Below are 25128 nucleotides of genomic sequence, written 5' to 3'. Positions count from 1 at the left end.
CAGCTTTTGTAGCAAAACTCTTAATCGTTGAAGAAAATCTTCTCCATTCACGCTGTCAAAACAGCACGCTATTGCGATGACCAAAGTCGCAACCACTCACTTCTCACTTGTTATAACTATTTATGTTGATAAATTGACAAATACCTCAACCAACAGTCTTGATGTCTCATCATTTTCAACCTTGACTTGAACTGAGTATTTATCGGCACGAATTAACTGACCACTTTTACAAAAGTCAATCAGCAAAACAACCTAGTCCTTCATGCTTAAAACCTATAAAAACCGCAATACACAGCACAATAGCCTGTCATTATTTTTACTAGCAGAATAAGAAGTCAGCAATTACACTCCCGCCACATAAAAATTACAAATAATTCACCACCTCACATTGCCGTTGACCTGTGAGGTGGCCCCTATATCTATAACGTGAAATAAGGCCCCAACAATCCATGAGCCCTGAGAAACACCTTCTAGATTGGCAAACCAGCCAAACGATTGCAGAAACCATCTCCCCTTTGCTCGGTCAACTGTATCGTCAAAAAGGCGTAGAAGTGACTCTGTTTGGTAAAACCTTGGTGAATGCCGCGACCATCGACATCATCAAGACCCACCGCTTGTCACGCCACTACACTAAAGAAGCAATCCAACCGAATCAGACCCTTCCTATCATCCAAGCCTTGTGTGAAATGCCACTTTCGCCATGTCGTATTGATGTGGGCATGTTGGCAGAAAAGTTTTGGCAAGATAGAGACGATGCCCACGGAGTTAAAGACTTCCTCTACTCTGCTTTGCTTACTGCAATGACGGGCGAAAGCGTCAGCAAACCTAGAGATGTTGTTTTATATGGCTTTGGCCGTATTGGTCGATTACTCACTCGTTTGCTGGTCGAAAAGAGCGGTCCGGGCTATCCACTGCGCTTACGAGCGATCGTCGTTCGTGGCGGCAAACAAGGTGATCTTGAAAAGCGAGCCAGCCTTTTACGCCGCGACTCAGTACATGGTCAATTCAACGGCAGCATAGTGATCGATGAAGAGCGTAAAGCGATCATCGCTAACGGTAACTACATTCAGATCATCTACGCGAACAACCCAGAAGAAGTGGATTACACTCAGTACGGAATTAACCAAGCGCTTATCGTAGATAACACTGGTGTATGGCGCGACAGTGAAGGACTAGGAAAACACCTCGCGTGTAACGGCGCAGAGAAAGTTCTTCTTACCGCACCGGGCAAAGGCGACATCAAGAACGTCGTATTTGGCGTCAATGAATCAGTGATTCAAAAAGAAGATGCCATCATTTCTGCGGCGAGTTGCACTACCAACGCCATTACACCAGTATTAAAAGCGATCAACGATCGTTACAGTATTACCTCTGGCCATATTGAGACCGTTCACTCATTCACCAACGACCAAAACCTAATTGATAACTTCCATTCTGGTGAACGCCGCGGCCGCAGTGCCTCACTCAACATGGTGTTGACCTCTACTGGCGCAGCAAAAGCAGTATCGAAGGCCTTACCTGAACTTGCGGGTAAGTTAACGGGCAATGCGATTCGAGTTCCGACTCCGAATGTGTCGATGGCAGTGGCTAACTTAAACCTAAACAGCGCAGTCGAGACAGAAGAACTCAACCATTACCTACGTGAAATGGCGCTTAACTCCCCATTATCAGGCCAAATCGATTACACCGACTCTACTGAAGTCGTATCGTCAGACTTAGTGGGCTCTCGATATGCAGGAGTGGTTGATGGCGCAGCTACCATCGCGCAAGACAATCGCTGCGTATTGTATATTTGGTATGACAACGAGTTTGGCTACAGTTGCCAAGTCGTGCATTGCATGGAACAAATGATGGGGGTTCGCTACAAGAGCTACCCTGAATCCAACTAGCCTTTAATAACCTCCACAACATAATAATAACGATACTTTTTTTGCCGCTTTTCCCCAAAAAGCGGCTTTTTTCTCTCATTTCAAACCTCGTTTGCATTTCTTCCATTATGTGAGGAATTCAATCCTAAATGTGATGTTCATCTACTATTCATTTTCAACCGATTAATATGATTCCATATTGCGAATGAATGTTTATCAACACGCTTTCGCCCCACTGAATTGAGGTATTGATTATGTATAAATTCATCTCAGGCGTTATGGCACTGTTGGTCGGTTTTATATCAGTATTGTTTGGCCTACTGCTTGCTATTCCACTTACTATTCTTGCCTTGATTACCGGCAAGAAGCTGCGTGATACAGTGAAATCTCAACAAGCAAACCAGCCAAAACACGGTGCGGTACTTGAGGGCGAATATGAAGATATCTCAAAATAAAAAGGAACGTCTGGAATATATGATGCGTAAACGCTCTGCCATGGTATTTTACGTTGCGGCCGCCGTAACAACGGGGTTAATAGGCTGTACCTCAAACCAAAGCAGTGATCCGCACTTTCAAGCGGCTCAGTCATTGCCAAGTCATACACAGGCAAGTTTTGCTGAGTACATTAATCAAACGCAGCAATGGCTTGAAACCAATCGTATCTTCATGTCCGCAGACAAGCAGAGCGAGTTAAATCAAATTTTACCGCGCGAGTACCGCCCCGCTGAGCCAAATGGCCAAGGGGTACTGCTTGTTCATGGCTTAGGGGATTCTCCCTACTCGTTTGTTGATGTTGCCACACACCTAGCCGAGCAAGGCTACCTTGTAAGAACGGTTTTATTGCCAGGCCACGGTAGCAAGGTCGGAGATCTACAATTGCCAAGCCTTGATGAATGGCAAAGCGTGGTCGCACACCATACAGAACTACTCAAGCAGGAGGTAGACTCAGTTTGGTTAGGTGGTTACTCAACCGGTGCGAACCTTGCGACTTCACAAGCAATTACTGATAACGAGATAGGAGGCTTATTGCTATTTTCACCTGCGTTTGAACCGGGTTCTTCTCTCGTAGGCTTTGCCGATATTGCCAGTTACTTTGTTACTTGGGCCGACCAAGATAAAGAAGATAACCCTCTGCGTTACAACTCATTACCTATGAATGCCGCAGCGGTTTACTATCAAACTTCGGAAGTCGTGCGCAATCAATTACAAGAAGCTAATTATCAAAAGCCCGTCTTTATGTTGATGAGTGAAGGCGACAAAGTGATCAACACAAAATTTGCTATTGATACTTTCAGCCAGCATATGCCAAACCCTAGCAACATGATTGTATGGCAAGGTGAAGAAGGCATCAGCGATCCACGCTCGACCCGATTTAGCATGAAACTGCCAGAGCAGCGTATTTCCAATGGTTCACACATGGGCTTGCTGTTTTCGCCAACCAACCCAAACTATGGCATTGGCGGCAGAAACATTATCTGCGATAACGGCCAAACCGCCGCTAACGAAACCAGCTGCGCAGGCGGTGAACAAATCTGGTACTCCGCTTGGGGTTACTCTGAAGCGGGTAAATACCATGCTCGATTAACTTATAATCCATACTTCGACCAAAGCATGGCAATTATGGATAAAGTGATGGCTCAGCCGTTATAATCTAAGCAATTGATGTAGCCTATTGGGCAAAGCGAATGCATAAAGGAGTATGACAATGAGCGAACCACAACGAGAGATTACCTTACGCTTTCTCGCCGAGCCGAGTGACGTAAACTTTGGTGGCAAAGTGCACGGTGGCGCGGCAATGAAATGGATCGACTTAGCAGCCTATGCCTGTGCTGCTGGTTGGTCTGGTAAGTACTGTATCACTGCTTATGCTGGGGGCATCCGCTTTGTTGCGCCAATTCATGTCGGAAACTTAGTAGAGGTCAGTGCGAAAGTCATCTATACCGGAAGTTCATCAATGCACATTGCGATTGATGTACAAGCAAGTGATCCGAAAGAGCTGAAAAACCGTTTAACCACCCACTGTATTGTAATCATGGTGGCGGTGGATGAAGAAGGGAAACCAACCAAAGTACCGGAGTGGATTCCGCAATCTGATGAAGATATTGAGTTAAAACAATCGGCCATTCGCCTAATGAATATGCGTAAACAAATTGGCGAAGAGATGCAAGCTCACGTCAAATACCTTAAATAGTAAAAAAGCGACCTCAGGTCGCTTTTTGTTATCTTCTATCTTGCATTAGAAAGTAAATGCTAAGTTTAGAGACGCACCAAATTGATTATCACCTGCGTAAGAGCCCGCAAGATCTAAGCTAACCACATCAAACGGACTAATACCGATACCCGCAGTGATTGAGTTCTCTAGCGTATCTTCTAGATCGATCTCATAACCTGCACGTAGCTGTGCCCACCCCCAAGCATTGCCTTCAATACCAAAACGTAAGAACTGAGTATCGTCTGCCAGTTGCTGGAAGCGCTTTTGCTTAGTCAGGTCAAAATCAACACTTGCCGCCACAAACTCACCAGCATAACCAAAGCCGACAGTGGCTTGAGGATTTAGCTCATAAGTGTAGTTGCCCACTTGCGTGTTGATTTCTTGCGAGAATAGGTTTTTCAGTGCAAGACCTGCGCGTAAAGGGCCTGAGTGCCAAGCCATACCCAAGTCTAGGTTGAACGCGCTCTCGGTCACTTCACTCTTGTCATAGTTATCAAGATCAAAAGAATCGATGCTATCAAGTTGTGAATAGGTCACCAAGTTTTGATATTTAGGTGAGATACCAAACGCAATATCATGATTGCCAAATTCAAAGCTCTTAGCGAAAGATAAACCCACTTCGGTCACACCAAAGGCAACCATAGCGAACTTAGAGTTCAAATAACGGTTTTCCACGTCTGTTGGATCGGTTGGATCATAACCTGCTTGCTCTGAAGCGATCTGAGTATCCGCAATCACATCTGTATAGCCACCAGCGAACAAGTTAATTGAAACAGCGCGTGTAGGAATCGCTACCGCGAAATTTGCACCGCCGGTAATAGCGACAGGTTGGTTGCCTTCTAGCTCATCCATAAAGCGGTCGAGCTCTAATGCATCGCTCGCCACCACTGAACCGTTTTCAAAACGGTCATATAGGCCTTGAGCATCATCAATGGTCGACACGGTTTCGTCTTTATCACTAACGTTCACACCCAAAGCTGGCAGCAGGATACCTACATCGTCGTCTTCACGATGGAGTGCACCTAGCGCCGGGTTATGAAATGGAGCTAACAGATAGTCAGATGAAACAACACCTGTATTACCCATAGCGTTACTGCGAGCATCGGCGACTATCGTGCCAGCTAGCGCTTGAGAAGACATCGCGCCTAACGCGCATACCACTGCGATCGTTGTCTTTTTCATACAATTTCCATTTTATTTACGTTGTTGAGTTTAACTCTTTGGTCAAATCTCTAGTTAGCGTGGCAATAACAAGCACCCATTACCATTAGATAACGGTTATTCCACCCCATATAACATAGACAATATTTATGATTTTTCAGTTAATTAGAAAACGCTTCATCAAATATTGATCATTAAACTGGATTAGAGTTGGCTAAGCGTGACTTAGCTATCACTTTCTAAGTAACGGCTTAATCGCGTGATATCGACGATTTTCAATCCTGAGTCGCTCTTTTCAACCAAGCCTTTTTCAACCAACTCCTTCACTGCGCGTCGGTATACACGGCTTGATGTGCCAAAACGTTCTGCCTCTTGGTTTACTTTCTCGAAGCCGCCTAAGCTAATACTATCTTGGTGCTGTATCAGCAAATCGTGGGCGATATTGTAGGCGATTGGGTGTAGTAAACGGCTGGTGTAGATATCCAGTGACTCTTGATAATCCTCAGCCAAAGCAGACGCAAAAAACAGCATCATTTCAGGCTGTTGTTGCAGCATTTGGCTCAGCGTTTTTATACAAATCACATCCACTTGCATTGATTCGTCAGCCACCACATTCCACTGGCATGGGGTCGCGGTGAAAAACTCCATCTCACCAAAGATATGATCATCGCAAACAGCTTCACCCAATTGAAAGCAGCGTCCATTGGCAGCAATGATGTTCATCGACACGCGGCCTACTGGCACAATATATAGAGAGTCTAATTGTTCACCTTGAGTGAGGATCGCCTCACCAGCGTCCACATATCTTGAACCCGTTTGACACTGATAAATTAGGGATTTGAACTGCTCACTTTGCGCAGCTAACTGCTGTGAAAATCGACCGATGGAAGAAGGCTTAACTCGCATGGAATTGACTCTGTTTTATTAAACGCCGCCAAACTAACGACTTGGTCTAGTGATTACAACTTTAGCTAAAAAGTTTAGCTGCAATATCTGCCCAAGCTCCCGTTTTATCGATTGAAGCCCAAAATAAAAAAAGCGACATCTATTGATATCGCTTAAATTGATGTCGCTCGAAACGGGGGAAGTTTCAGGATGTCATATGGCTATGCTGCGTTGACTAAGGCATGCAAAGCCGCTTTGGCAGCCAGAGTTTCTCCAGCCATCATTGCTTGGTTTTCATCGACGTATTGCGCCACTCCTTGCTGCACATCTTGCTGGTAAAGCACCACGTTATTCAAGATAGACGCCACGTTTAAACCTCTTAGCCGACCAACAGTTAGCAGTGCTGACGTTTCCATATCTGCGCCAAGCACGCCTTTTGCGCTCCAGCGCTCACATAACTGGTCTTCTTCATCGGTGTAGAAGCTATCATGAGAGCGAACCGCTCCAGAATGGTAGCGAACGTTTTCTGCACTCAGATAACCATGAATGCCACCTAGTAAGCCAAAGCTCGAGTATGCAGGGTAAGCCGCAGAAACATAAGCTTTCGAGCCACCTTCGTCTCTTACCGCGGCTTCTGCCACAACAAGCTCACCAAGTTTAATATTGCTTTGCAATGCACCTGCAGAGCCCACGCGAACAATATCCGTTGCACCGCATTGCTTTAATTCTTCAACAGCAATGATCATTGAAGGTGAACCAATACCCGTACTACACACAGTGATGGGTTTACCTTGATATTGACCAGTAAACACACGGTACTCGCGGTTTTCAGCCATCAGTTCTGCGTTATCAAGCAGCGCGGCGATTCGGTTTGCTCTGTCAGGTTCACCGCACACAATAACCTGTGCGGCAACTTGACCACTCTCTACACAAATATGCGGTTGTTTCATTATGCGCGAGCCTCTTGCATTGGCTCAGAGCGATTTTGCTTCGCAGTACGTGCCCATTCACGAGTGCCGTTAGCGGCAATAAACATTAGGATTGCGTATTGTACTGACATAGCCATAACACCTTGCGTTGCATACACGCCCACACTGATGATGTTAATCACGACCCATAGAATCCAGTTTTCAACGTACTTACGCGTCATCAGAATTTGCGCCACAATCGATAACACAGTCATGGTTGCATCCCAGAATGGGAACGCATCAGGTTCTAGTGTTGGAGCTGCGATCTCGGCACCAAATAGATTTAACACGTCCACAGAAATGTTAGCCAAAGAGAAGAAGAATGGGTCAATGTAGATGGTCAGCAGCGCAATCGCGACAGCACTAACACCGGCAGTCACCACCAGTTTTTGTTTACTCAACCAACGTACTTCTAATGTGTCTCCCTGCGCATTCGGGCGAGTCCATGCGTACCAGCCATAGATGTTGGCGCAGAAGAAAAACAGTTGCAGTAGCAACAATCCGTACAATTGAATTTGGAAAAAGATCACCGCAAACAAGGTTACGTTAATCAGACCAAACAGGTAGTTGATAGTTTTCTCTTGGCTAGCAAACCAAATACACAGCAAACCAAACAGTGTGCCAAAGCCTTCAATCCATGACATAGCGTAGCCGCCACCGATCGGAATATTGACTAGGGTATTGTTGATATCAAGTAGGGCGAATAGGTCCATTGTGATGTCCTTTAATTGTTATTACTTACGTTAGGTGCATCATAGAAGGGTTCAAAATGAAAACAGGAGGACAATTGTCCTCCTGAATATCGATGCGATCATAGTTTGAAATAATACTGATAGTTTTATACTTATTTCAGCATCGCGACACTATCCCGCTCTACCAAAGTTGGCTCAAGTTGCACCACTTGCGCATCTTGGCTCTCCTTATTGAGTTTGCTCAACAAGGTATCTACCGCGGCCTTACCTAAACGATATTTTGGCTGGTGAATAGTACTTAATGATGGCGACATAAACTTAGCAATATGGATGTCATCATAGCCAATAATGGATAAGTCATCAGGAATCGAAATCCCCTTTTCGTTAGCCGCATTGATCACGCCTAAAGCCATCATGTCGTTACAGACAAAAATAGAACTCGGCAGAGGGCCTTTGTCGTACATCTTATTGAACGCGTCATAGCCGCCTTCACTTTCGAAATCAGATTCGATAATCCAATTTGGGTTGAAGGTCAGCCCTTCTTCGTTGAGGGCGCGTTTGTATCCTTCATAACGCATTTGCGCTTGATGACGGTTCAACGGGCCTGTAATACAGCCAATCTCTTGGTGGCCACACTCAATCAAGTGTTTCGCCGCCATGTAGCCACCGCGTAGCGAGTTATCTTGAATCTTATCGCTGGCAAATAGCATCGGGCCCCAGTCCATGACCACAACGGGTACGTCAGGGTACTTATCAAACATATCAATGCGCTCACCTTCTAGCGATGAGCACATCAAAATCATGCCATCCACACGCTTTTGCAATAAGGTTTTAATGGACGACTTCATTCGTTCATTATCCCCTTCGGTATTACACAAGATGAGGTTATACCCTTGCTGATAACAGCTACGTTCTACCCCTTTTACCACTTCACCAAAGAATGGGTTGGTTGAGGTTGTCACCAACATACCGAGGGTTTTGGTGCGATTGACTTTAAGACTACGGGCTAGCGCTGAAGGTGTGTAGTTAAGATCCTGAGCGGCTTTGTTCACTCGCTCAGAAATCTCTTCACTCACATAGCGCGATTGGTTAATAACATGGCTGACGGTCGAGGTAGAAACCCCAGCGAGTTTGGCAATGTCTTTCATTGTGGCCATGCTATCGTTCTCCTACTGCTGCTTGGCGAGAAATTCCTCTACCTCTTCACGGGCTGGAATTGACGTTTGCGCGCCAAAGCGAGTCACACTGATCGCTGCTGCTGCGTGGGCAAACGTTATAGCAGATTCTATCGGCTTATCTTCTAACAAACCAGTGACGAATGCCCCATTAAAGGTATCGCCCGCAGCGGTTGTATCAGTCGCATCAACGCGAAAACCTGGGATAATTTTGCCGCGGCCATTTTCACTCAGCCACACCCCCTTCGCGCCTAAGGTAATCATAACGATATCAATACCTTTACGGTGCAACACATTTGCCGCTTCTTGTGCTGAATCGTCGTCATTGACCGTGATACCGGTTAGCACTTCTGCTTCAGTTTCGTTTGGCGTAATGATGTCGACATTTGCAAGTAAACTATCTGGTAAATCACGCGCTGGCGCTGGGTTTAGAATTACCTTGGTTTTGTTCTGGTGAGCAATCTCAGCCGCATACTCGATACCATCAAGTGGCGTTTCAAGTTGCATCAGCAGATATTCGGCGCTGGCGATATTCGCAGAATCGCTCTCTTCAATGGCTTGCTTGGTTAGACACGCATTGGCTTCTGCCGAGATGCAAATGCTGTTTTCGCCGCTATCGGCAACTTGGATCATCGCAATGCCGGTAGGCGTGTTTGGTTGCATCTTAATCCCATTGATATTGATGCCATCCATTTTGAAATTTTCGCGAATATTGATGCCAAACGAATCATCACCGACACAGGCAATAAAGCCGATATCCGCTTTTAGTCGCGCGGCTGCAACGGCTTGGTTAGCCCCTTTGCCACCAGGAATTACTTGATAATTGGAACCGTGTAACGTCTCGCCCGGACGAGGAAAAGAAGGCACTTTCAAAACATGGTCTGCGTTTACACTACCTAAAACCACTAACTTATTCATACAGAGATCCTCGGCTCTTACGAACCTGATGTTACTTAGATACTGCTCGCTCTATGGAGCAACAAAACTGATGGTTATGGGCTCTACTTATCTGTGATAGGAAAAGCCCAGAAGCATCGGCTTTGCTCTCTCAGGCCGATAGGGGAACACCCTGAGAGAGCAAATCGACTCAATGGTTATTTAGCAATAACTTTTAGCGGCACAGGAATGCTCGCTTCTACTGATTCACCTTTTAGCACTTTCGCTGCGGTCTCTACGCCAAGAGCACCGATTAGGTCCGGCTGCTGCGCGACAGTTGCGCCTAGCTTGCCACGGTTAACTGCTGCAATGCCGTCGTCTGTACCATCAAAGCCAACGATCAGCACGTCTTTACCTGATGCTTGAACTGCACGTAGTGCACCCAATGCCATCTCATCGTTCTGTGCGAATACGGCTTGCACATCTGGGTTAGCAGCCAGTAGGTTTTCCATTACGTTTAGACCTTTAGTACGGTCAAAATCAGCTGGCTGGCTAGCAAGAAGATCCATGTTGCTGCCTTTTACTGCTTTCATGAAACCTTCGCCACGCTCACGCGCTGCAGAAGTACCAGCGATACCTTCAAGCTGAATTACTTTTGCCGTTTCACCTACTTTTTCCATGATGAACTTACCTGCCATTTCGCCACCAGCAACGTTGTCAGAAGCAATGTGGCTCACTACTTCACCACGGCTTGCGCCACGGTCTAGTGTCAATACAGGGATGTTTGAACGGTTAGCCATGCGAATCGCATTGGATACCGCATCAGAATCAGTCGGGTTGATTAGAATTGCTTTCACGCCGCGGATTGTTAGATCTTCAACGTTTGATAGCTCTTTACTCGGGTCGTTTTGCGAGTCCAGAACAATCAGGTCATAACCCAGCTCTTTTGCTTTCGCCTCTGCACCATCTTTCATTGTTACAAAGAAAGGGTTGTTAAGAGTTGAAAGTACAATCGCCATCGTATCTTGCGCTTGTGCAGATACAGAAACGGTTGAAGAAAGTAGTGCAGCAGAAATAAGAGTTGCGAGTTTTTTCATCGTTATCGTCCTTTAAGTAGAGATGCTTGGTGCATTCTTTTGTTTTGTATTCACAAGGCTCAGGGCCTAGTTAATGTGAATGATGTTGTGGCCAGAGAGCCATTTCACTCTCTGGCTAAGGGGAATTATTTGTTTTTGTTGTCGACCAGTACCGCCAGAAGAATAACCACCGCTTTGGCAATCATCTGGTAGTAAGAAGAGACATCAAGTAGGTTTAGTGCGTTGTTCAAGAAGCCGATAATCAGTGCACCAATCAGTGTGCCCATGATTCGACCTTTACCACCCATCAAGCTGGTACCGCCAAGCACAACCGCCGCAATCGCATCTAGTTCATAGCCCATACCTGCCGTTGGCTGCGCCGAAGATAGACGAGAGGTAATGATGATGCCTGCAAGCGCTGCCAGTAGACCACAGATGGCGTACACACCGATTTTTACGCGGTCAACGTTGATGCCTGATAGACGAGTCGCTGATTCGTTACCACCGAGCGCGTATACATAGCGGCCAAAGCGAGTGTGGTTTAGTAGGTACCATGCCGCAGCAAATACAATCACCATTAGCCATACAGGTACTGGGATGCCCAATGCGTAACCTGTACCAAACCAAGCAAATGCATCTGCTGTATCAGTAAAGCCTGTAGATATAGGTCGGCCATCGGTGTAAACCATGGTTACGCCGCGAAGCAGAGTCATAGTAACAAGCGTCGCGATAAAGGCTTGCACCTTACCCTTAGCGATAATGATGCCACTGATCGCACCAAGCGCAGCGCCCGCTACCAATGCCGTTGGCACGGCGATCATGACAGGTATTTCTAACCCAATCATGGTTGCGGCAAATGCACCACACAGTGCCAGCACTGATCCGACGCTCAAATCGATACCAGCGGTCAAGATAACCAGTGTCATACCGACCGCGATAATCGCATTAACCGAGGTTTGACGCAGAATGTTAAGAATGTTGTCTACAGTAAAAAAGTTCGGGTTTAAGAATGAAACAACAACGATCAGGAACAAAAGTGCGATAAGAGATTTTTGCTCAATCAGCCACTCTTTACTGAATAGTTTTTTACTGTTTGCTTGGGGTGTTGGTTTGCTCATGGTATTGGTACTCATGCTGCTTCCTCATTAATCTTTTTACCTACCGCACAGGCCAGTAGCTTCTCTTGGTCTGCCTCTTTGGCATCAAACTCACCGCTAATGCGGCCTTCATGCATCACCATGATGCGGTCACTCATCCCCAAAACTTCCGGCATTTCAGAAGAGACCAAAATGATGCTCATTCCTTCTGCTTTGAATTTGTTGATCAGTTGGTAAATTTCTTTCTTCGCGCCGACGTCCACACCGCGGGTTGGCTCATCAAGAATCAATACTTTCGGCTTAGTCATTAAGCCCTTCGCGATCGCTACCTTCTGCTGGTTACCACCCGATAGGTTGCCGATAATCTGTTCGCGAGTCGGAGTTTTGATATTGAACAGCTTGATGAAATCATCCACCGCTAACACTTCGTCTGAGTGTTGGATGCGGCCACCTTTGGTTAGCTTGTTCAACGCGCAAAGTGACATATTTTCTTTCACTGATAGGCCAAGCACTAAGCCGTCGCCTTTACGGTCTTCAGAGATATACGCAATACCATTGGCTAAGCCATCTTGTGGGCTAATTGGGTTAATGGTTTTGTTGTCTAGATTAATCACGCCACGCTCACTTGGTAATGCGCCGTAAACAACCTTCATAAGTTCAGTGCGTCCCGCGCCCATCAAACCAGATACGCCTAGAATCTCACCGCGCTTAAGGGTAAAGCTCACGTCATGTACGCCTGAACCCGTTAGGCCAATGACCTCAAGACAGGTTTCGCCATGCTGCACATCAATGCGTGGATATTGTTCTTCAAGCTTACGGCCTACCATCATCTCGATTAGGCCATCTTCGTTGGTTTCTGCCACTTGGCATTCACCAATGAATTTGCCATCACGAAGCACGGTGATGTCATCGCAGATTTCAAAAATTTCTTTCAAACGGTGAGAGATATAAACAATGCCGCAGCCTTGATCGCGCAGTTCATTGATAACCTTAAACAGAGATTCGGTTTCAGTATCGGTTAGAGCATCGGTCGGCTCATCCATGATGATGACTTTAGATTCAAACGACAGCGCTTTCGCGATTTCCACCATTTGCTGCTCACCTAAACTCAGATCGCCAAGTAGCGTTTGAGAGCTGTGTTTTACATTAAGACGAGCCAGTAACTTATCCGCTTCCTCATACATCTTTGCCCATTGAATACGCCCCATTGCGCCCGTAAATTCGCGGCCAATGAAGATATTTTCAGCAATAGTGAGCTCAGGAATAAGGTTCAGCTCTTGGTGAATAATACTGATACCCGCTTGTTGGGAATCACGCGGGCCTTTGAATGCCGCTGGTTGGCCTTGGTAATGAATCGTACCGCCATCAAGAGGATGAATACCGGTAAGTACCTTCATCAAGGTCGACTTACCCGCGCCGTTTTCACCCATCAACGCCATTACGCGTCCCGGATAAACATTTAGGCTCGCTTTATCGAGAGCCTTAACGCCCGGAAACGCCTTTTCAATCTCGTTGAGTTGCAAAATTGCTTGAGTCATAAATGATCCTCAATTCGTTTCTTTACTGACGTTTAAAAAACAACGCCAGATTGGAATATAACGTTCGCATAAGGTGTGCATTCACCAGTGCGAATCACCGCTTTACTATATGCGGTACGCTGCTTGAACTCTTCATGGCTGATATAACTGATAGCAATGTTTTTGCCCGTGCGCTGCTGCTCTTGCTCTAGTAAATGGCAAAGCTGCTGATGCAATTTTGGGCTCACATTGGTGAACTCTTCAGCCATGATGACGCCTTCAAATTGCGCTTCATCTAGCATCACTTTCACCGTGTCAATAAAACTCGGTACGCCGTGAGTAAGCGCGAGATCGATACGCTGCACTTCATCAGGGATAGGCAAGCCAGCATCACAAATAGTGGTTTCATCGGTATGACCCAATGTCGACACTAGGTAAGAAATTTCAGAATTCAGTAGGGTGCTTTTTTTCATCTCATCGACCTTATTTGGTTAACGTTTCATCCGATACAACGTTTCTATCTTGGAATTTTATTTATTGATAAAAACATCATCGAAACGTTTCGATGGGAATAATAGCTCACCAAATTGGCTTTGCATCTCATCAAAACGAGATGTGTGATTTCGATCTTTTTAACCTAGGATTTGAAGTGAAGTTTGGAGAGTTTGATCACGAATATTGACGATTTACTCAATTAATAGACTAGGCAACGCGTTTCAATCGACATAATTAATCGTTCAAAAATCATAAGTAGTGCTTGAACAAAGCCTTAAAATGATTACACTTTGACGTGAATTTGTTCATAACGCATAACTAAGCCGTGAATCGTATCACCGCGACAATAGCGTTACTTTCTAACCTTCTGCTGAATTCTGCACCTATTCAAGACCATGCAAATCCGTCGCTTTGCTGGTGTATGTGAGTGTTTATTGATATGGACCAAGATAAGTTTACTAACATCTATCGCCTGCCAACCGCTATTCAAATTCGAATCGGCAAATGGCAACAAACGTTTAACGGCACCTCCGATCTGGTGCTGCATAACGCTATCGACGTTCGTAACAAGCAATTCAAACGTCAGGACTTTTTGCCATCCGGCTGGTGCGTGAAACCGTTCGAGTTGGACGATATTTCTATTACTAACCATGGCAAGTACATCCAAACAGCAATGCGTACGATGAAAGACCGTAAGGTGTCGTACAAGCGTGTTTACCTGTCACGCGTACCTTTGGAGCAAGCGGAGCCCGCGCTAAAAGAATTTAAATTAGAGTGGATAAAGAAACACAATCGAGTTGCTAAGAAATACAACCAAATTAAGAAAAAGCAGTTCTTAAAATTTGCATTCGAAGAGTTTGAAACCCTCTACCCTTCTATTCCTAAAGGCGAATTTGACCGTCAACTGTGGAACAAATTGGTGTGGTCTGAGATTGGGCCAGAGAAGAAGTTTGATAATCCATACTTCGTTAAAAAAGCGTGTTTCTAGTTTCAACACAGAATCAATAAAGCCGAGCAATTAAGCTCGGCTTTGTCGTTTATCCACTTCTGAAAATGAACAACCGGGTGAATTTAAGTCTTACTCACTCGCGGCACTTTTCTAACCATACTCGCCAGTTTAGGCCCCTTAACCACTAAGTAAACGGCGACAGCGGCCAAAGCAAAGCCCATAATACCAAGCCAGTCAAAAGACTCGCCAAACAGCAGCCATGCTTGCAAGGCGGTAGTGGGTGGCACCAGATAAAATACCGATGCAACGCTCGACGCCGCGCCATGCTCCACCATATAAAGCAACAGCAAAATCGCGACACAAGAAAGCACCACCACCAACCAAACCATGGTTAACATGAATTCTAGCGTCCAATGGATTTGCATCGTTTCAAAGCTATACGCGACCGGAAAAAACAAACAACCTGCAGCAAAATATTGCACCATGGCACTGCCTACCATATCAGCGCCTTGGCAAAACTTTTTCTGATATAGCGTACCAATAGTGATGCCAATCAACGCGCCCATAGAAGAGAGTATCGCCAGCACTTTATATTGCTCCGATTGCCACTCGGTTTTCCCAATCAACACACAAGTAATACCAATAAAACCAAGAACCAAACCTAGCCATTGCGATGGGGTAAATCGCTGCGCAGCAAAACTGACTAAGATTAATGCCGTCACGATTGGCTGCAAGCCAACCAAAAGCGAACTAAGCCCGGCTGGCATACCAAGTGCAATCGCTAAATAAGTACCGCCTAGATAGAAACCGTGAATCAGCAACCCGACCACAACGCAATGAAACAAAAACTTACCCTTTGGCATGGGGCGCTTTAGCACCACCATCAGCAACACAAAAAGTAGCACATTACACATCATGCGCAGCGACAGCAACGTCGCAGGCTCCGCATACTGCAAACCAAAGCGCGCACCAACAAACCCTGATGCCCACAACAGAACAAAAACAAAGGGTATTGCTCGTATCAACATAATCTTCCCCTGACAATCCGCCAACTTTCCGTTACTTTATTTAGGTACAGTGATTAGAAATAGACACAGACAACACTATTTTATTGGGTACAGATGGAGCATAGGATGAACAGCATCAACAAATACCTGTCAGTAGAGCAGCACCTAAAACAAGCCATTGATTTAGGTGTTTATGCGGTTGATGACAAGCTACCTTCTATTCGGCAACTGAGCGGCGAGCTTGAGGTGAGTAAAAATACTGTCATTCGCGCGTATCAAGAACTTGAAGCCCTTGGCACCATTTACTCTGTACCCAAATCAGGTTACCGAGTCAAAGCGCCACTCTCTCAACCTTCGGCCAAGCAAGCACCAAGTGAGGTCGATATGTTGGCTATTTGCAAAGAGATCCTCAGCCCAATAAATCACAAAGCGTATTTACCCGCAGGCTCTGCGCACCCGCGTACCGATGCCCCTGCCATACGTAGTCTATACGCAGAAATAGGCCGCCATAGCCGCTTACAAAGCCAGATCCCGAGTAACTACCAACTGCCACCAGGGCATGACAAATTGATTCAGCAAATCGTGCGTATTTGCCATGAAATGAAGGTCAGTGCTCATGCTGACGATATCGCCATCACTCATGGTGCTCAGCAAGCGATCAGCTTGGCACTGCGAGCAATCACCCAACCGGGTGATATCGTCGCCGTCGAGTCACCCTGTTATTTTGGCAACTTATTGCTAATGGAGTCGCTAGGGCTAAAGGTGGTTGAGGTGGCAAGCTGCGTCAATAATGGCCTTAACCCAGAAGCCTTGGCCGAAGCGATAGAGCAATGGCCCATTGCGGCAGTGCTACTTACGCCTAACTTTTGTAACCCAACGGGGTCGCGCATTCCCCTCAAACAAAGAGAACGAATACTCGATGTCAGCCGTGACATCCCAATCATTGAAGATGATGTCTTTGGTGAACTCGCCTACGATCAAGGCATCCCATCACTCTACCAACTCGATGATAAGCAGAGGGTTATCTACGTGAATTCATTTTCCAAGACGCTAGATTCTCGCTTACGCGTGGGATGGGTTATCTCAGGCCGCTACCGAGCAGCGATAGAAAAGCAGTTGTTGTGTGACAACATGGGAAGCTTAAACCTGATGCAATCAGCCTTGAGTAGTTTTCTTGCCTCGGGAAAATATCGCTCTCACATCAATAAGATGAGGCGCGTCTATCAGCAAAACAGTAAGCAGATGATAAAGCTGCTTAAACAAGCATTAAATGAATATCCTAGCCTCAAAGAGCACTATCATTTGACTCAGCCTGAAGGCGCATTCTTAATTTGGTTTACGTCGCCAAAACTGAAAGACAGTTATCAACTCTACCTAGAGTGTAAGCGCGATAATATTAGCCTGCTGCCCGGCAAAGTGTTTGCAACTAGCGATCAATTTAATCACGGGCTTCGCTTAAGCAGTGCCAACTTTGATGACACACCGAAATGGCGTCAAGGTATTACAGCGTTGGCCGCCAAAATCGCCGCCCACTGCAGCGATTAGGCTGACAGCAAGTTATTACGGTCTAAGCCGCGACGCACGCTATTGCACATTTTGCCAAAGCGACGAATCTCATCAAACTGGGGCACTATCCCGCGCTCCATCGCGCTTTGCCAGTAGCTCAGTTCCCCATCGACCATCTCTAACAGTTTCTTGGGGCAACCGACACAACTGCCTTTACTCCCGCAAATAAAGGATTCTGGCTCATACAAAGGCAACTCATTGATAACGTCAGCGATCAGTTGTTTCATCGCGGTAGTTCGATCGGGTTTTCTACTCATGGCTATTGTTCAAGCACGTCTAATATGGGCGACGGATTATATGAACAGAATTGAGATTTGCAAACTGATAATCACAAGAAAGCCCACTTAGAATCGGGAATCTAAGTGGGCTTTGGGTTTGCCCTTTCGGGCCTGCAAAGAAAAGTATTAACAAGTCAGAGGCATACGCCTAACTGAATTAGTAGTATTCAATACCTTCGCCTTGTTTAATTAATGTACCCGCTTCATTGGTGATCACTCGATCCAATTCAAACAGCGAGCCGATAGCCGCGTGAGAGCCTTTCGCTTCAACAAAGCGACATACTGCTTCCACTTTTGGTCCCATAGAACCGGCCGGGAAGTTAAACTCAGATAGGCCTTTTGGCGTTGCAACCTTCATTTCAGCTTGATCTGGTTTACCGTAGTTACGGTAAATCGAACCATCTGTCAGGATAACAAATAGGTCTGCATTGATTTTTTCAGCAAGCAATTCAGCGGTAAGATCTTTATCGATCACACACTCTACGCCTACGCCTTTGCCATCACGATTTGCAACTGGTACGCCGCCGCCACCACAAGCGATTACGATGTTACCTGCGCTAAGCAAGGTTTCAATTTGCTTAAGCTCAACAATGTCGTTTGGCTTTGGAGAAGGCACTACGCGACGGTAGTATTCGCCATCGGCTTTGAATACTTTATCGCTAGCAGCCATCATCTCTTTAGCGCGTGCTTCTGTGTACACTGGGCCAACAAATTTTGTTGGGTTAGCGAACGCAGGATCTGACTCATCAACCAATGTTTGTGTTACAAGTGTCGCGATATCAAGTGTTTGATCTTCGTTACGCAGCTCTTGCTGCAACATGTAACCGACCATACCACAAGTTTCTGAGCCTAGAACGTCCATCGGGTAAGGCGTTGTCTGCGGAGATACTTCTTGGTATGCCGCATTCTGCTCCATCAATAGACCAACTTGAGGTCCGTTGCCGTGCACGATAACAATTTCATGTTCTTTGGCGATAGCCGCAATACTTGCTGCTGCCTTTTGGATATTTTCACGCTGGTTCTCTGCGGTAAGAGCTTGTCCACGAGCAAGCAAAGCATTACCACCTAAAGCTAAAACAATACGCATAATTCTGCCCTTTTGATTATTATTTTTCGGAGGTAAGAATAGAGAGTTAGGCGGCGCATTTTAGTGAGCGTTATCATAGTATAACTGGATGAATAAACATGGATTTTTATCCAACAATATTCACTCTGACTAATATTTCACAGAACACGCAAAAGCCGCTACTAGAGTGTTTTTTTGCTCGTAGAATTGCGAATAAAGTGCATATTCGTTGCCACACAATGAATCGTAAAAAGTGAGCTTTTTGCGAACAGTTTAAACAAACTCACAAACTAGGCTATATTGATGTGCTTCAAGCAATAAATATCCCTAGGTTATGCAAGACAAGGAGTTGGTATGCCACAACAAGTGCTCGATTTCTGGTTCAAAGAACTTGAAAGCAAAGATTGGTTTGTAGCCAGTGATGATATAGACGCGCTCATTACTCAGCGCTTTACGCCTTTATTGCAACAAGCCGCAGCAGCAGAGCTTTTCACTTGGCGCAGCAGTGCTAAAGGTCGCTTGGCAGAAATCATAGTGCTCGATCAGTTCTCCCGTAATGTCTACCGCAACAGCGCAAAAGCGTTCAGCCAAGATCCACTCGCGTTAGCGCTCGCCCAAGAAGCCATCGCCCTTGGACTGGACAAGTCGCTCTCAGCTATAGAGAAAAGCTTCCTCTACATGCCCTTTATGCACAGCGAATCAGCGCTTATCCACCAGCAGGCGGTTGTACTCTTCAACCAACCTGGGCTAGAGCACAATTACGATTTTGAACTCAAACACAAAGCCATTATCGACCGCTTTGGCCGCTACCCACACCGCAATCAAATTTTAGGCCGTGAGAGCAGCGCTGAAGAAATTGAGTTTCTTACTCAACCGGGGTCGAGTTTTTAATGACCAGTTATTTTGCTGGCTTAGCGCTTGGGTTGTCGTTGATCGTGGCGATTGGCGCGCAAAACGCTTTTGTACTTAAACAAGGTATTCAACGGCATCATGTGTTTTGGGTCTGTTTCGTCTGCGCCTTTTCCGATGCGTTGCTGATTTCGGCGGGCGTGGCAGGCTTTGGATTGCTTGTCAGTCAGTACCCACAAATTGAAACTATCGCCCGCTATGGCGGCGCACTGTTTTTGCTGTTTTACGGCTTGAGTAACCTCTATTCTGCATGGCAGCGCAAACATCAACTGACCCCGCAAGGCGATAGCAAAGCGAGCTTATCGAAAACACTTGGCCTATGCCTTGCGTTTACTTGGCTTAATCCACATGTCTATCTTGATACGGTTGTCTTACTCGGTTCAGTCTCCACCCAATATGAGGCGACTAAGCTAAACTTTGCTTTAGGTGCCATCAGCGGTTCATTTTTATTCTTCTTTTCACTCGGCTACGGTGCGAGGTTACTTGCGCCTGTGTTTCGTCATGCGAAAGCGTGGGTTGTGGTCGACAGTGTTATGGGAATCATCATGCTGAGCTTAGCGTACAGCTTGATCCGCTAATCACGCCAACAAGGAGAGGTTAATGATAGCCATTGTCGGATTAGACCATATCGTTTTGCGTACCACCAAGCTGCAAGCCATGCTGAACTTTTACTGTGAGCATTTGGGTTGCCCTATTGAACGTACTCTACCAGATCTTGGCCTTACTCAGTTAAGAGCGGGCAATTGCCTAATTGATATCGTCGAAGTAGACAGTGAACTCGGTAAGCTTGGTGGTAAAGCGCCTAGCCAAAATGGCCGAAATCTGGATCATTTTTGCCTGCAAATTGAGCCCGTCGATCCACAAGCGCTCATCGCATGGCTGACCGAGCGAGAACTGCACTTTTCTCCTCCAGCGGAGCGATATGGCGCACAAGGCTTTGGTGAATCCATTTACGTTGATGACCCTGAAGGCAATGTCGTCGAGTTAAAACCGAGGAAACTAATAGTATGATTAGCTGTAGCCAATACGATTACCTTGAGATCGCCTGTATGTATAAATTGGCGATAAAGCTAGTACTCACTGATGGAAGTATCGTCGAAGGCACCGCATTTGATACTGGTTATAACTCAGACAAACAAGAAGTGATTGTTTTAAAAATCGCGAATGAGCTTACAAAAATACCAACCGAGACATTAGCCAGCATAACAGCATTAACTGCTAACCCTCACTTTAACCACATCGACTTTCAATAATAAAAAAATCCGGCCCTTTGACCGGATTTTGCGCAGGCGTTCATCCTAGATAGGTTAAATCTTATAACAGCAATCTAGGCAGTAGTCGTCACCGTTCTTGGCGGTGAACTCTTTGTCCTCGCTACAAGCACTTGGTCGGCCCTTAACGTCGCCTTTTACTAAACTGATCCAGTGGCGCATTGCCGAAATACTTTCCGCTTGTGGAAACATGGTACATGTTTCCATTTGAATATCTTCAATGTCCATCAGTTCGATACAACCCGTCCCTTTGCACCCCCCAAGCGTCAGTTCAAAGTGGCTACCGTTACCATCTCTAAACAAAATCGAACTCGGTTGCTCTTTTTCACCGGTGTAAGCCACAAAGTGCTTATTGCATTTCAGGCCACTGTGGCTGCCATCTTTGAAGTAAGCCATCACGTGACGGTAATCAATCACATACGCGGTTACTTCCGTGTGGGAGCCATTTTCTAAGGGAAACAAACTATCGAGTAGTTGCTTAGAACGCATTTGTTTTTCCATCGCTTCGCTAGCGTTAATCGCTTCCACGGCAAAGACTGCTTGTGCGATAAATGGAGTCGTATTGTTTTGGATGTCGTTATTATCGATTGTCAGCATATTCATAGTCTTTCCCTCGTGGATAAAGCACACAACTTAATTATTCCGTTTACTTACTTGTTGTTCGTTCGCCGTTCATGAAATCGTCATTTCTGTTTAGTGACAAATTTGTGAACTTGCTTACTTTGTAGACTAGCGAATTTTTGACTACAATTTCACAACAAAAATTTTACAATGTGAATTTTACAAAATGTCTCTGTCAAAAAGCTTAATACGTCAGTCCCACTTTTTGGGTACTAAGATTCGTAACCTACGAAAACGCAACCATTTAACTATGGAAGACCTCTCTGCGCGCTGTATTCGGGTTAACCCTGAGTACGCTCCGAGCGTGTCTTACCTATCCATGATCGAACGGGGTAAGCGCGTGCCGAGCATCGATATGTTGGAGGTAATCGCAGAAGTTTTTCAAAAAGATCCCGCTTGGTTTCTAGATGACGAGCCCGCCCAGCAAGACATCACGCCCGATAAAGGCAATCGCGGTGGCATTAGTGGCATGGCTTTAGAACCTAGTTTTCTGTTCTCGAAAGAAATATTGCAGATCGCAATTCCTGAAATGTTGTCACAAACTGGCATCACCGGGCGTCAATTTGCACACTTATTGATTCGCGCTCACCAAGAAAGCCATCAAAATCACTTCCCAGATCTCGAACGCGCCGCTGAAGAAATTGGGCTAAAGCGACTCAACCTCTCAACACAAGATCTGATGGATATCGCCCGCAGCATGGGATTAACCATCCGATGGGTCTCGGAAGCACCAAAAGATGTAGTGGATGAGCTAGGCGTTAACGCCAAGCAGGTCGTCACCTCTTTTTTTGAGCCGCCCGGTAGCATCTACTTAAATGAATTACTCAAAGAGTACCCAACGCGGCTCAAGTATGATTTGGCGGTTTATGTCGGCCACTGCGTGTTACACAGCAAAGAAGGGCTGAAAGGCGTGCTGTCTGTTGGCCACGCCAATACATGGGAAGAGAACCCGCACGAAGCGCCCTGTGCCGAGCTCAATTCTAAGCACATTTTGCAAGCATGGCGCGATTTTGAATCAAGCTTTTTTGCGGGCGCTTTACTTTGCCCCAAAGTCCCTTTTCGCCAACTGCTAGACCGCAACGGCTATGAAATCGATGTTCATCAAAAAGCTGGCGTTTCACCCTCTGTGGCGATGCGACGTATGACGGTAGTATCCCCTTACCCACACTGGCACTACTTTGATGCTTACGGACAAAATAAACTTAAGGCGGTTTATCGCGGTAATGGCATCCCACTACCTTGGGGAAATATGCGCAAGGTACAAAACCCATGTCAGCACTGGGCCGTGTTTAGAAGGCTTTCAGAGCCTCAGGTAGGTAGTACAGCGCAAATCTCCATTTTGCACGTCGCTAACGAACCTCGGATCTATTGCTGTGAATCGGTCAATGTGACCGACCCTGCGGGTAATCATCGCGTGTTGTGTGCGGGCATCGACCTTAACCCTGCCATCGATGCTCAAGGTGGACACTCGGCTACCATAGCACAAGAGTTAAAGGCGTTATGTGTCGCCAATGATGGCAGCGCAGTGATCCCTCGTAACATTCAAAAAGAACTAACTACCATCGCTAAGATACTCAATATTAATTGGGTTGAGCGTGGTATTCACTCCCCCGCACAAATGATTTGTCCAACAGGGGCGGTGTGCTCGCGAATGGCTCAAGAGTAAAATTGAGATAAAAAAAAGCCAACCACAATACTTGTGATTGGCTATGTATGAATGTGAACAATAATAAGGTTCACTAACAACGTCAGTTGGCTAGGTGACCCTCGGCTTAATAAGGGTCAATATCTATAAAGCATGTAGCGTGCCAACTTTTAAATATTCCCAAATCGTACAAATACGGTGAGTTTATCACCAAGTTCACAAAAACCTAGTGCATAGGGCATTCTTGATTTGCGAAATCAATGCAAATTGCAAAAGTGGCAATTGCAATATGCAAATCATCGAAATTTAAGCGCATGACTCTTCTTTACGTCATACATTCGTGTATCTGCGACACGAAGCATCTCCTCTACATCGCTAAATTCGATTTTATACAGCGCATAACCAATGCTCACTCGTAGGTTAATTAACTGCTGCTGATAAATAACCGGCGTGTGGCTAAGCGCTTTCTCGATCTGAACACAGATAGAATCGACATCTTCCGCTTTAGAGACGCGAGGCAACAACACCAAAAATTCATCGCCGCCGACTCGAGCAACCACATCAGACGCCCTCAGCGCCCCCTGAACCCGCTGGGCGATGGATTTCAGTACTTTATCCCCAGCGCTGTGACCAAAGTTATCATTAATCGACTTAAACTTATCCAAATCGATATTGAGCAGTGCAAAACTGTCTACGCCCTCTGATTTCGCTGCCAGTTCAAATTGATGACGTAGAGTAAACATGAAGTAGCGTCGGTTTGGTAACCCTGTCAATTCATCATGAAGCGCACGTTTGTTCGCGCGTCGATAAAGGCTAAAGATCGCGAAAAAAGCACTCAGTACAATAAATAAAACCCCATAACCCAGCACTCGCGCTCCATGCTTTTGATACCAAGGTACATCAGACAATAGGTTCTCTTTTGCAGCAATGGAAATCATCCAATCCCCATAAGGGAAGTGAACATGTTCTATCGAGAATGCATCATCGAAGGTAGACTGCGTACCGAAAAATACCGCGCCTGATTCACCCCTGCTGTCTACTCCTCGAATGGCGATGTGGTATTTGTGGGTTAATGTATAGATGCCCGCATCTTGGAACAGGCTCTTCAAGCTAATCACCACGCTACACACACCCCAATAATGATGATTGAATGGCGGGTCAGTAAAAATAGGGACACGGGCGATAAAGGCTTTACCACCTTGCACCAGTTGAACGGGGCCTGAAATCAAAGTCTCTTCAATTTCACGTGCTTTTTGAATTGAGCGCCATTGCGCTGGTACGGTTCGATAGTCCAACCCCAGTACGCGCTCATTTCCTTGCAATGGATAGATATACTTAACGATATCATCAGGGGCTAACCCGACAACATTGATGTGCGTGCTGCGCAAAATGATATTAGACGCTAGCTTGTTCCATTCATCCAAATCTACGTCAGGGTTGGCCGCTACTAAAGTCGACAAACTGTTCACCACGTAGATGTCTGAAACAATCAAAGATTCCAGTCGTGAACGAACAACCGACAATTCCTCTTTTGCGTTCTGTTGTTCAATGCCACGTAGATGTCTCAACTGGTAGCTGTGAAGTAATTCCACGCCACCGACTGCGATACAAATGAGGCATACAAAAAACAGATAGAACGACCAATGACTACCTCGGTCAAACCTCATAAGTTCCCCCTTTTAACAACCTAAAACGTACTCTAGCGGTACTTAGTGCCAATAAATATCTGGCCAATTTTTCATTCGTTTATTACGAACTTATATTTTTATCATTTACTACAAACTATAATAGTTG

The 25128-nt window shown here is 45.8% G+C and carries 26 protein-coding genes; 11 read left to right on the top strand and 15 right to left on the bottom strand.

All coding sequences use genetic code 11. The features are described 5' to 3' along the window. Window positions 1-449 precede the first annotated feature (449 nt). From MU515_RS14385 to MU515_RS14370, 4 genes are all read left to right on the top strand, one after another. Window positions 450-1889 (top strand): glyceraldehyde-3-phosphate dehydrogenase, encoded by a 1440-nt coding sequence (locus MU515_RS14385; RefSeq protein ID WP_260261107.1) that lies wholly within the window; start codon window positions 450-452, stop codon window positions 1887-1889. A 233-nt stretch (window positions 1890-2122) separates the two neighbouring features. Further along, window positions 2123-2323 (top strand): FxsA family protein, encoded by a 201-nt coding sequence (locus MU515_RS14380; protein WP_260261106.1) that lies wholly within the window; start codon window positions 2123-2125, stop codon window positions 2321-2323. Window positions 2324-2342: 19 nt separating this feature from the next. Continuing rightward, entirely contained in the window at window positions 2343-3518 is a 1176-nt protein-coding gene (locus MU515_RS14375; RefSeq protein WP_432816154.1) for an alpha/beta hydrolase, read from the top strand. A gap of 55 nt (window positions 3519-3573) precedes the next feature. After that, a complete protein-coding gene (locus MU515_RS14370; protein ID WP_260261105.1) occupies window positions 3574-4059 on the top strand; it encodes an acyl-CoA thioesterase in 486 nt (161 codons plus the stop codon). A gap of 45 nt (window positions 4060-4104) precedes the next feature. Here the strand turns inward: MU515_RS14370 and MU515_RS14365 are convergent, their stop codons facing one another. The 10 genes from MU515_RS14365 to rbsD form a co-directional block, all read right to left on the bottom strand. Beyond that, window positions 4105-5262 (bottom strand): conjugal transfer protein TraF, encoded by a 1158-nt coding sequence (locus MU515_RS14365; RefSeq protein WP_260261104.1) that lies wholly within the window; start codon window positions 5260-5262, stop codon window positions 4105-4107. A gap of 204 nt (window positions 5263-5466) precedes the next feature. Continuing rightward, entirely contained in the window at window positions 5467-6147 is a 681-nt protein-coding gene (locus tag MU515_RS14360) for a Crp/Fnr family transcriptional regulator (protein ID WP_260261103.1), read from the bottom strand. A gap of 200 nt (window positions 6148-6347) precedes the next feature. Next, window positions 6348-7079, bottom strand: a complete 732-nt coding sequence (locus MU515_RS14355) for a nucleoside phosphorylase (protein ID WP_260261121.1) — start codon at window positions 7077-7079, stop codon at window positions 6348-6350. Then, window positions 7076-7807: a nicotinamide riboside transporter PnuC gene (gene pnuC, locus MU515_RS14350; RefSeq protein ID WP_260261102.1), complete on the bottom strand. Its 732-nt coding sequence runs from the start codon at window positions 7805-7807 to the stop codon at window positions 7076-7078. Before pnuC ends, MU515_RS14355 begins: the two co-directional genes overlap by 4 nt. A gap of 131 nt (window positions 7808-7938) precedes the next feature. Beyond that, window positions 7939-8943 carry a substrate-binding domain-containing protein gene (locus tag MU515_RS14345; protein WP_260261101.1) on the bottom strand — a complete coding sequence of 335 codons (1005 nt, stop codon included), beginning with the start codon at window positions 8941-8943 and terminating at the stop codon, window positions 7939-7941. A gap of 12 nt (window positions 8944-8955) precedes the next feature. Further along, complete coding sequence (rbsK, locus tag MU515_RS14340; RefSeq protein ID WP_260261100.1) at window positions 8956-9879, bottom strand: ribokinase; 924 nt, start codon at window positions 9877-9879, stop codon at window positions 8956-8958. A 176-nt stretch (window positions 9880-10055) separates the two neighbouring features. Continuing rightward, window positions 10056-10934 carry a ribose ABC transporter substrate-binding protein RbsB gene (gene rbsB, locus MU515_RS14335; protein ID WP_260261099.1) on the bottom strand — a complete coding sequence of 293 codons (879 nt, stop codon included), beginning with the start codon at window positions 10932-10934 and terminating at the stop codon, window positions 10056-10058. Between the two features lie 125 nt (window positions 10935-11059). Then, window positions 11060-12046: a ribose ABC transporter permease gene (gene rbsC / locus MU515_RS14330; RefSeq protein ID WP_260261098.1), complete on the bottom strand. Its 987-nt coding sequence runs from the start codon at window positions 12044-12046 to the stop codon at window positions 11060-11062. After that, the gene (gene rbsA / locus MU515_RS14325; RefSeq protein WP_260261097.1) at window positions 12043-13548 is read right to left on the bottom strand and encodes a ribose ABC transporter ATP-binding protein RbsA; all 1506 of its coding nucleotides are present in this window, start codon (window positions 13546-13548) and stop codon (window positions 12043-12045) included. Before rbsA ends, rbsC begins: the two co-directional genes overlap by 4 nt. Before the next feature lie 32 nt (window positions 13549-13580). Continuing rightward, entirely contained in the window at window positions 13581-14000 is a 420-nt protein-coding gene (rbsD, locus tag MU515_RS14320) for a D-ribose pyranase (protein WP_260261096.1), read from the bottom strand. Window positions 14001-14461: 461 nt separating this feature from the next. On the opposite strand from rbsD, the gene MU515_RS14315 reads away from it, so the two are divergent. Continuing rightward, window positions 14462-15010, top strand: a complete 549-nt coding sequence (locus MU515_RS14315; protein WP_260261120.1) for an MSHA operon transcriptional regulator — start codon at window positions 14462-14464, stop codon at window positions 15008-15010. Between the two features lie 83 nt (window positions 15011-15093). On the opposite strand, the gene MU515_RS14310 is transcribed toward MU515_RS14315, so the two are convergent. After that, window positions 15094-15999 carry a DMT family transporter gene (locus MU515_RS14310; RefSeq protein ID WP_260261095.1) on the bottom strand — a complete coding sequence of 302 codons (906 nt, stop codon included), beginning with the start codon at window positions 15997-15999 and terminating at the stop codon, window positions 15094-15096. 105 nt (window positions 16000-16104) lie between these two features. Here MU515_RS14310 and MU515_RS14305 point away from each other — a divergent pair, with 105 nt between their 5' ends. Beyond that, window positions 16105-17523: an aminotransferase-like domain-containing protein gene (locus MU515_RS14305; RefSeq protein WP_432816151.1), complete on the top strand. Its 1419-nt coding sequence runs from the start codon at window positions 16105-16107 to the stop codon at window positions 17521-17523. Here the strand turns inward: MU515_RS14305 and MU515_RS14300 are convergent. Together MU515_RS14300 and arcC are read right to left on the bottom strand one after the other, a co-directional pair. Next, window positions 17520-17801 carry a hypothetical protein gene (locus tag MU515_RS14300; RefSeq protein WP_260261093.1) on the bottom strand — a complete coding sequence of 94 codons (282 nt, stop codon included), beginning with the start codon at window positions 17799-17801 and terminating at the stop codon, window positions 17520-17522. The genes MU515_RS14305 and MU515_RS14300 overlap by 4 nt on opposite strands. A 178-nt stretch (window positions 17802-17979) precedes the next feature. Further along, the gene (arcC, locus tag MU515_RS14295) at window positions 17980-18909 is read right to left on the bottom strand and encodes a carbamate kinase (protein WP_260261092.1); all 930 of its coding nucleotides are present in this window, start codon (window positions 18907-18909) and stop codon (window positions 17980-17982) included. A 333-nt stretch (window positions 18910-19242) separates the two neighbouring features. Between arcC and MU515_RS14290 the strand changes: the two genes are divergently transcribed. The 4 genes from MU515_RS14290 to MU515_RS14275 are packed head-to-tail and all read left to right on the top strand — an operon-like array spanning window position 19243 to window position 21050. Beyond that, on the top strand, window positions 19243-19779 hold the full coding sequence (locus MU515_RS14290) for a DUF924 family protein (protein WP_260261091.1): 537 nt from the start codon (window positions 19243-19245) through the stop codon (window positions 19777-19779). Then, a complete protein-coding gene (locus tag MU515_RS14285) occupies window positions 19779-20375 on the top strand; it encodes a LysE/ArgO family amino acid transporter (RefSeq protein ID WP_260261090.1) in 597 nt (198 codons plus the stop codon). Before MU515_RS14290 ends, MU515_RS14285 begins: the two co-directional genes overlap by 1 nt. A gap of 22 nt (window positions 20376-20397) precedes the next feature. Then, window positions 20398-20808 (top strand): VOC family protein, encoded by a 411-nt coding sequence (locus MU515_RS14280; RefSeq protein WP_260261089.1) that lies wholly within the window; start codon window positions 20398-20400, stop codon window positions 20806-20808. After that, on the top strand, window positions 20805-21050 hold the full coding sequence (locus MU515_RS14275) for a Rho-binding antiterminator (protein WP_260261088.1): 246 nt from the start codon (window positions 20805-20807) through the stop codon (window positions 21048-21050). Before MU515_RS14280 ends, MU515_RS14275 begins: the two co-directional genes overlap by 4 nt. 54 nt (window positions 21051-21104) lie before the next feature. On the opposite strand, the gene MU515_RS14270 is transcribed toward MU515_RS14275, so the two are convergent. Next, entirely contained in the window at window positions 21105-21671 is a 567-nt protein-coding gene (locus MU515_RS14270) for an aldolase/citrate lyase/malate synthase family protein (protein ID WP_260261087.1), read from the bottom strand. A gap of 184 nt (window positions 21672-21855) precedes the next feature. Between MU515_RS14270 and MU515_RS14265 the strand changes: the two genes are divergently transcribed. Further along, window positions 21856-23355 (top strand): DUF3612 domain-containing protein, encoded by a 1500-nt coding sequence (locus MU515_RS14265; RefSeq protein ID WP_260261086.1) that lies wholly within the window; start codon window positions 21856-21858, stop codon window positions 23353-23355. A 275-nt stretch (window positions 23356-23630) separates the two neighbouring features. On the opposite strand, the gene MU515_RS14260 is transcribed toward MU515_RS14265, so the two are convergent. Continuing rightward, window positions 23631-25001 (bottom strand): diguanylate cyclase, encoded by a 1371-nt coding sequence (locus MU515_RS14260; protein WP_260261085.1) that lies wholly within the window; start codon window positions 24999-25001, stop codon window positions 23631-23633. Window positions 25002-25128 lie beyond the last annotated feature (127 nt).

It is taken from the genome of Vibrio intestinalis, assembly GCF_025195085.2.
In the GTDB taxonomy this organism is placed as follows: Bacteria; Pseudomonadota; Gammaproteobacteria; order Enterobacterales; family Vibrionaceae; genus Vibrio; species Vibrio intestinalis.
The sequence above is the reverse complement of the archived record's forward strand: the minus strand, read 5'-3'. Positions and strand labels throughout refer to the sequence as shown.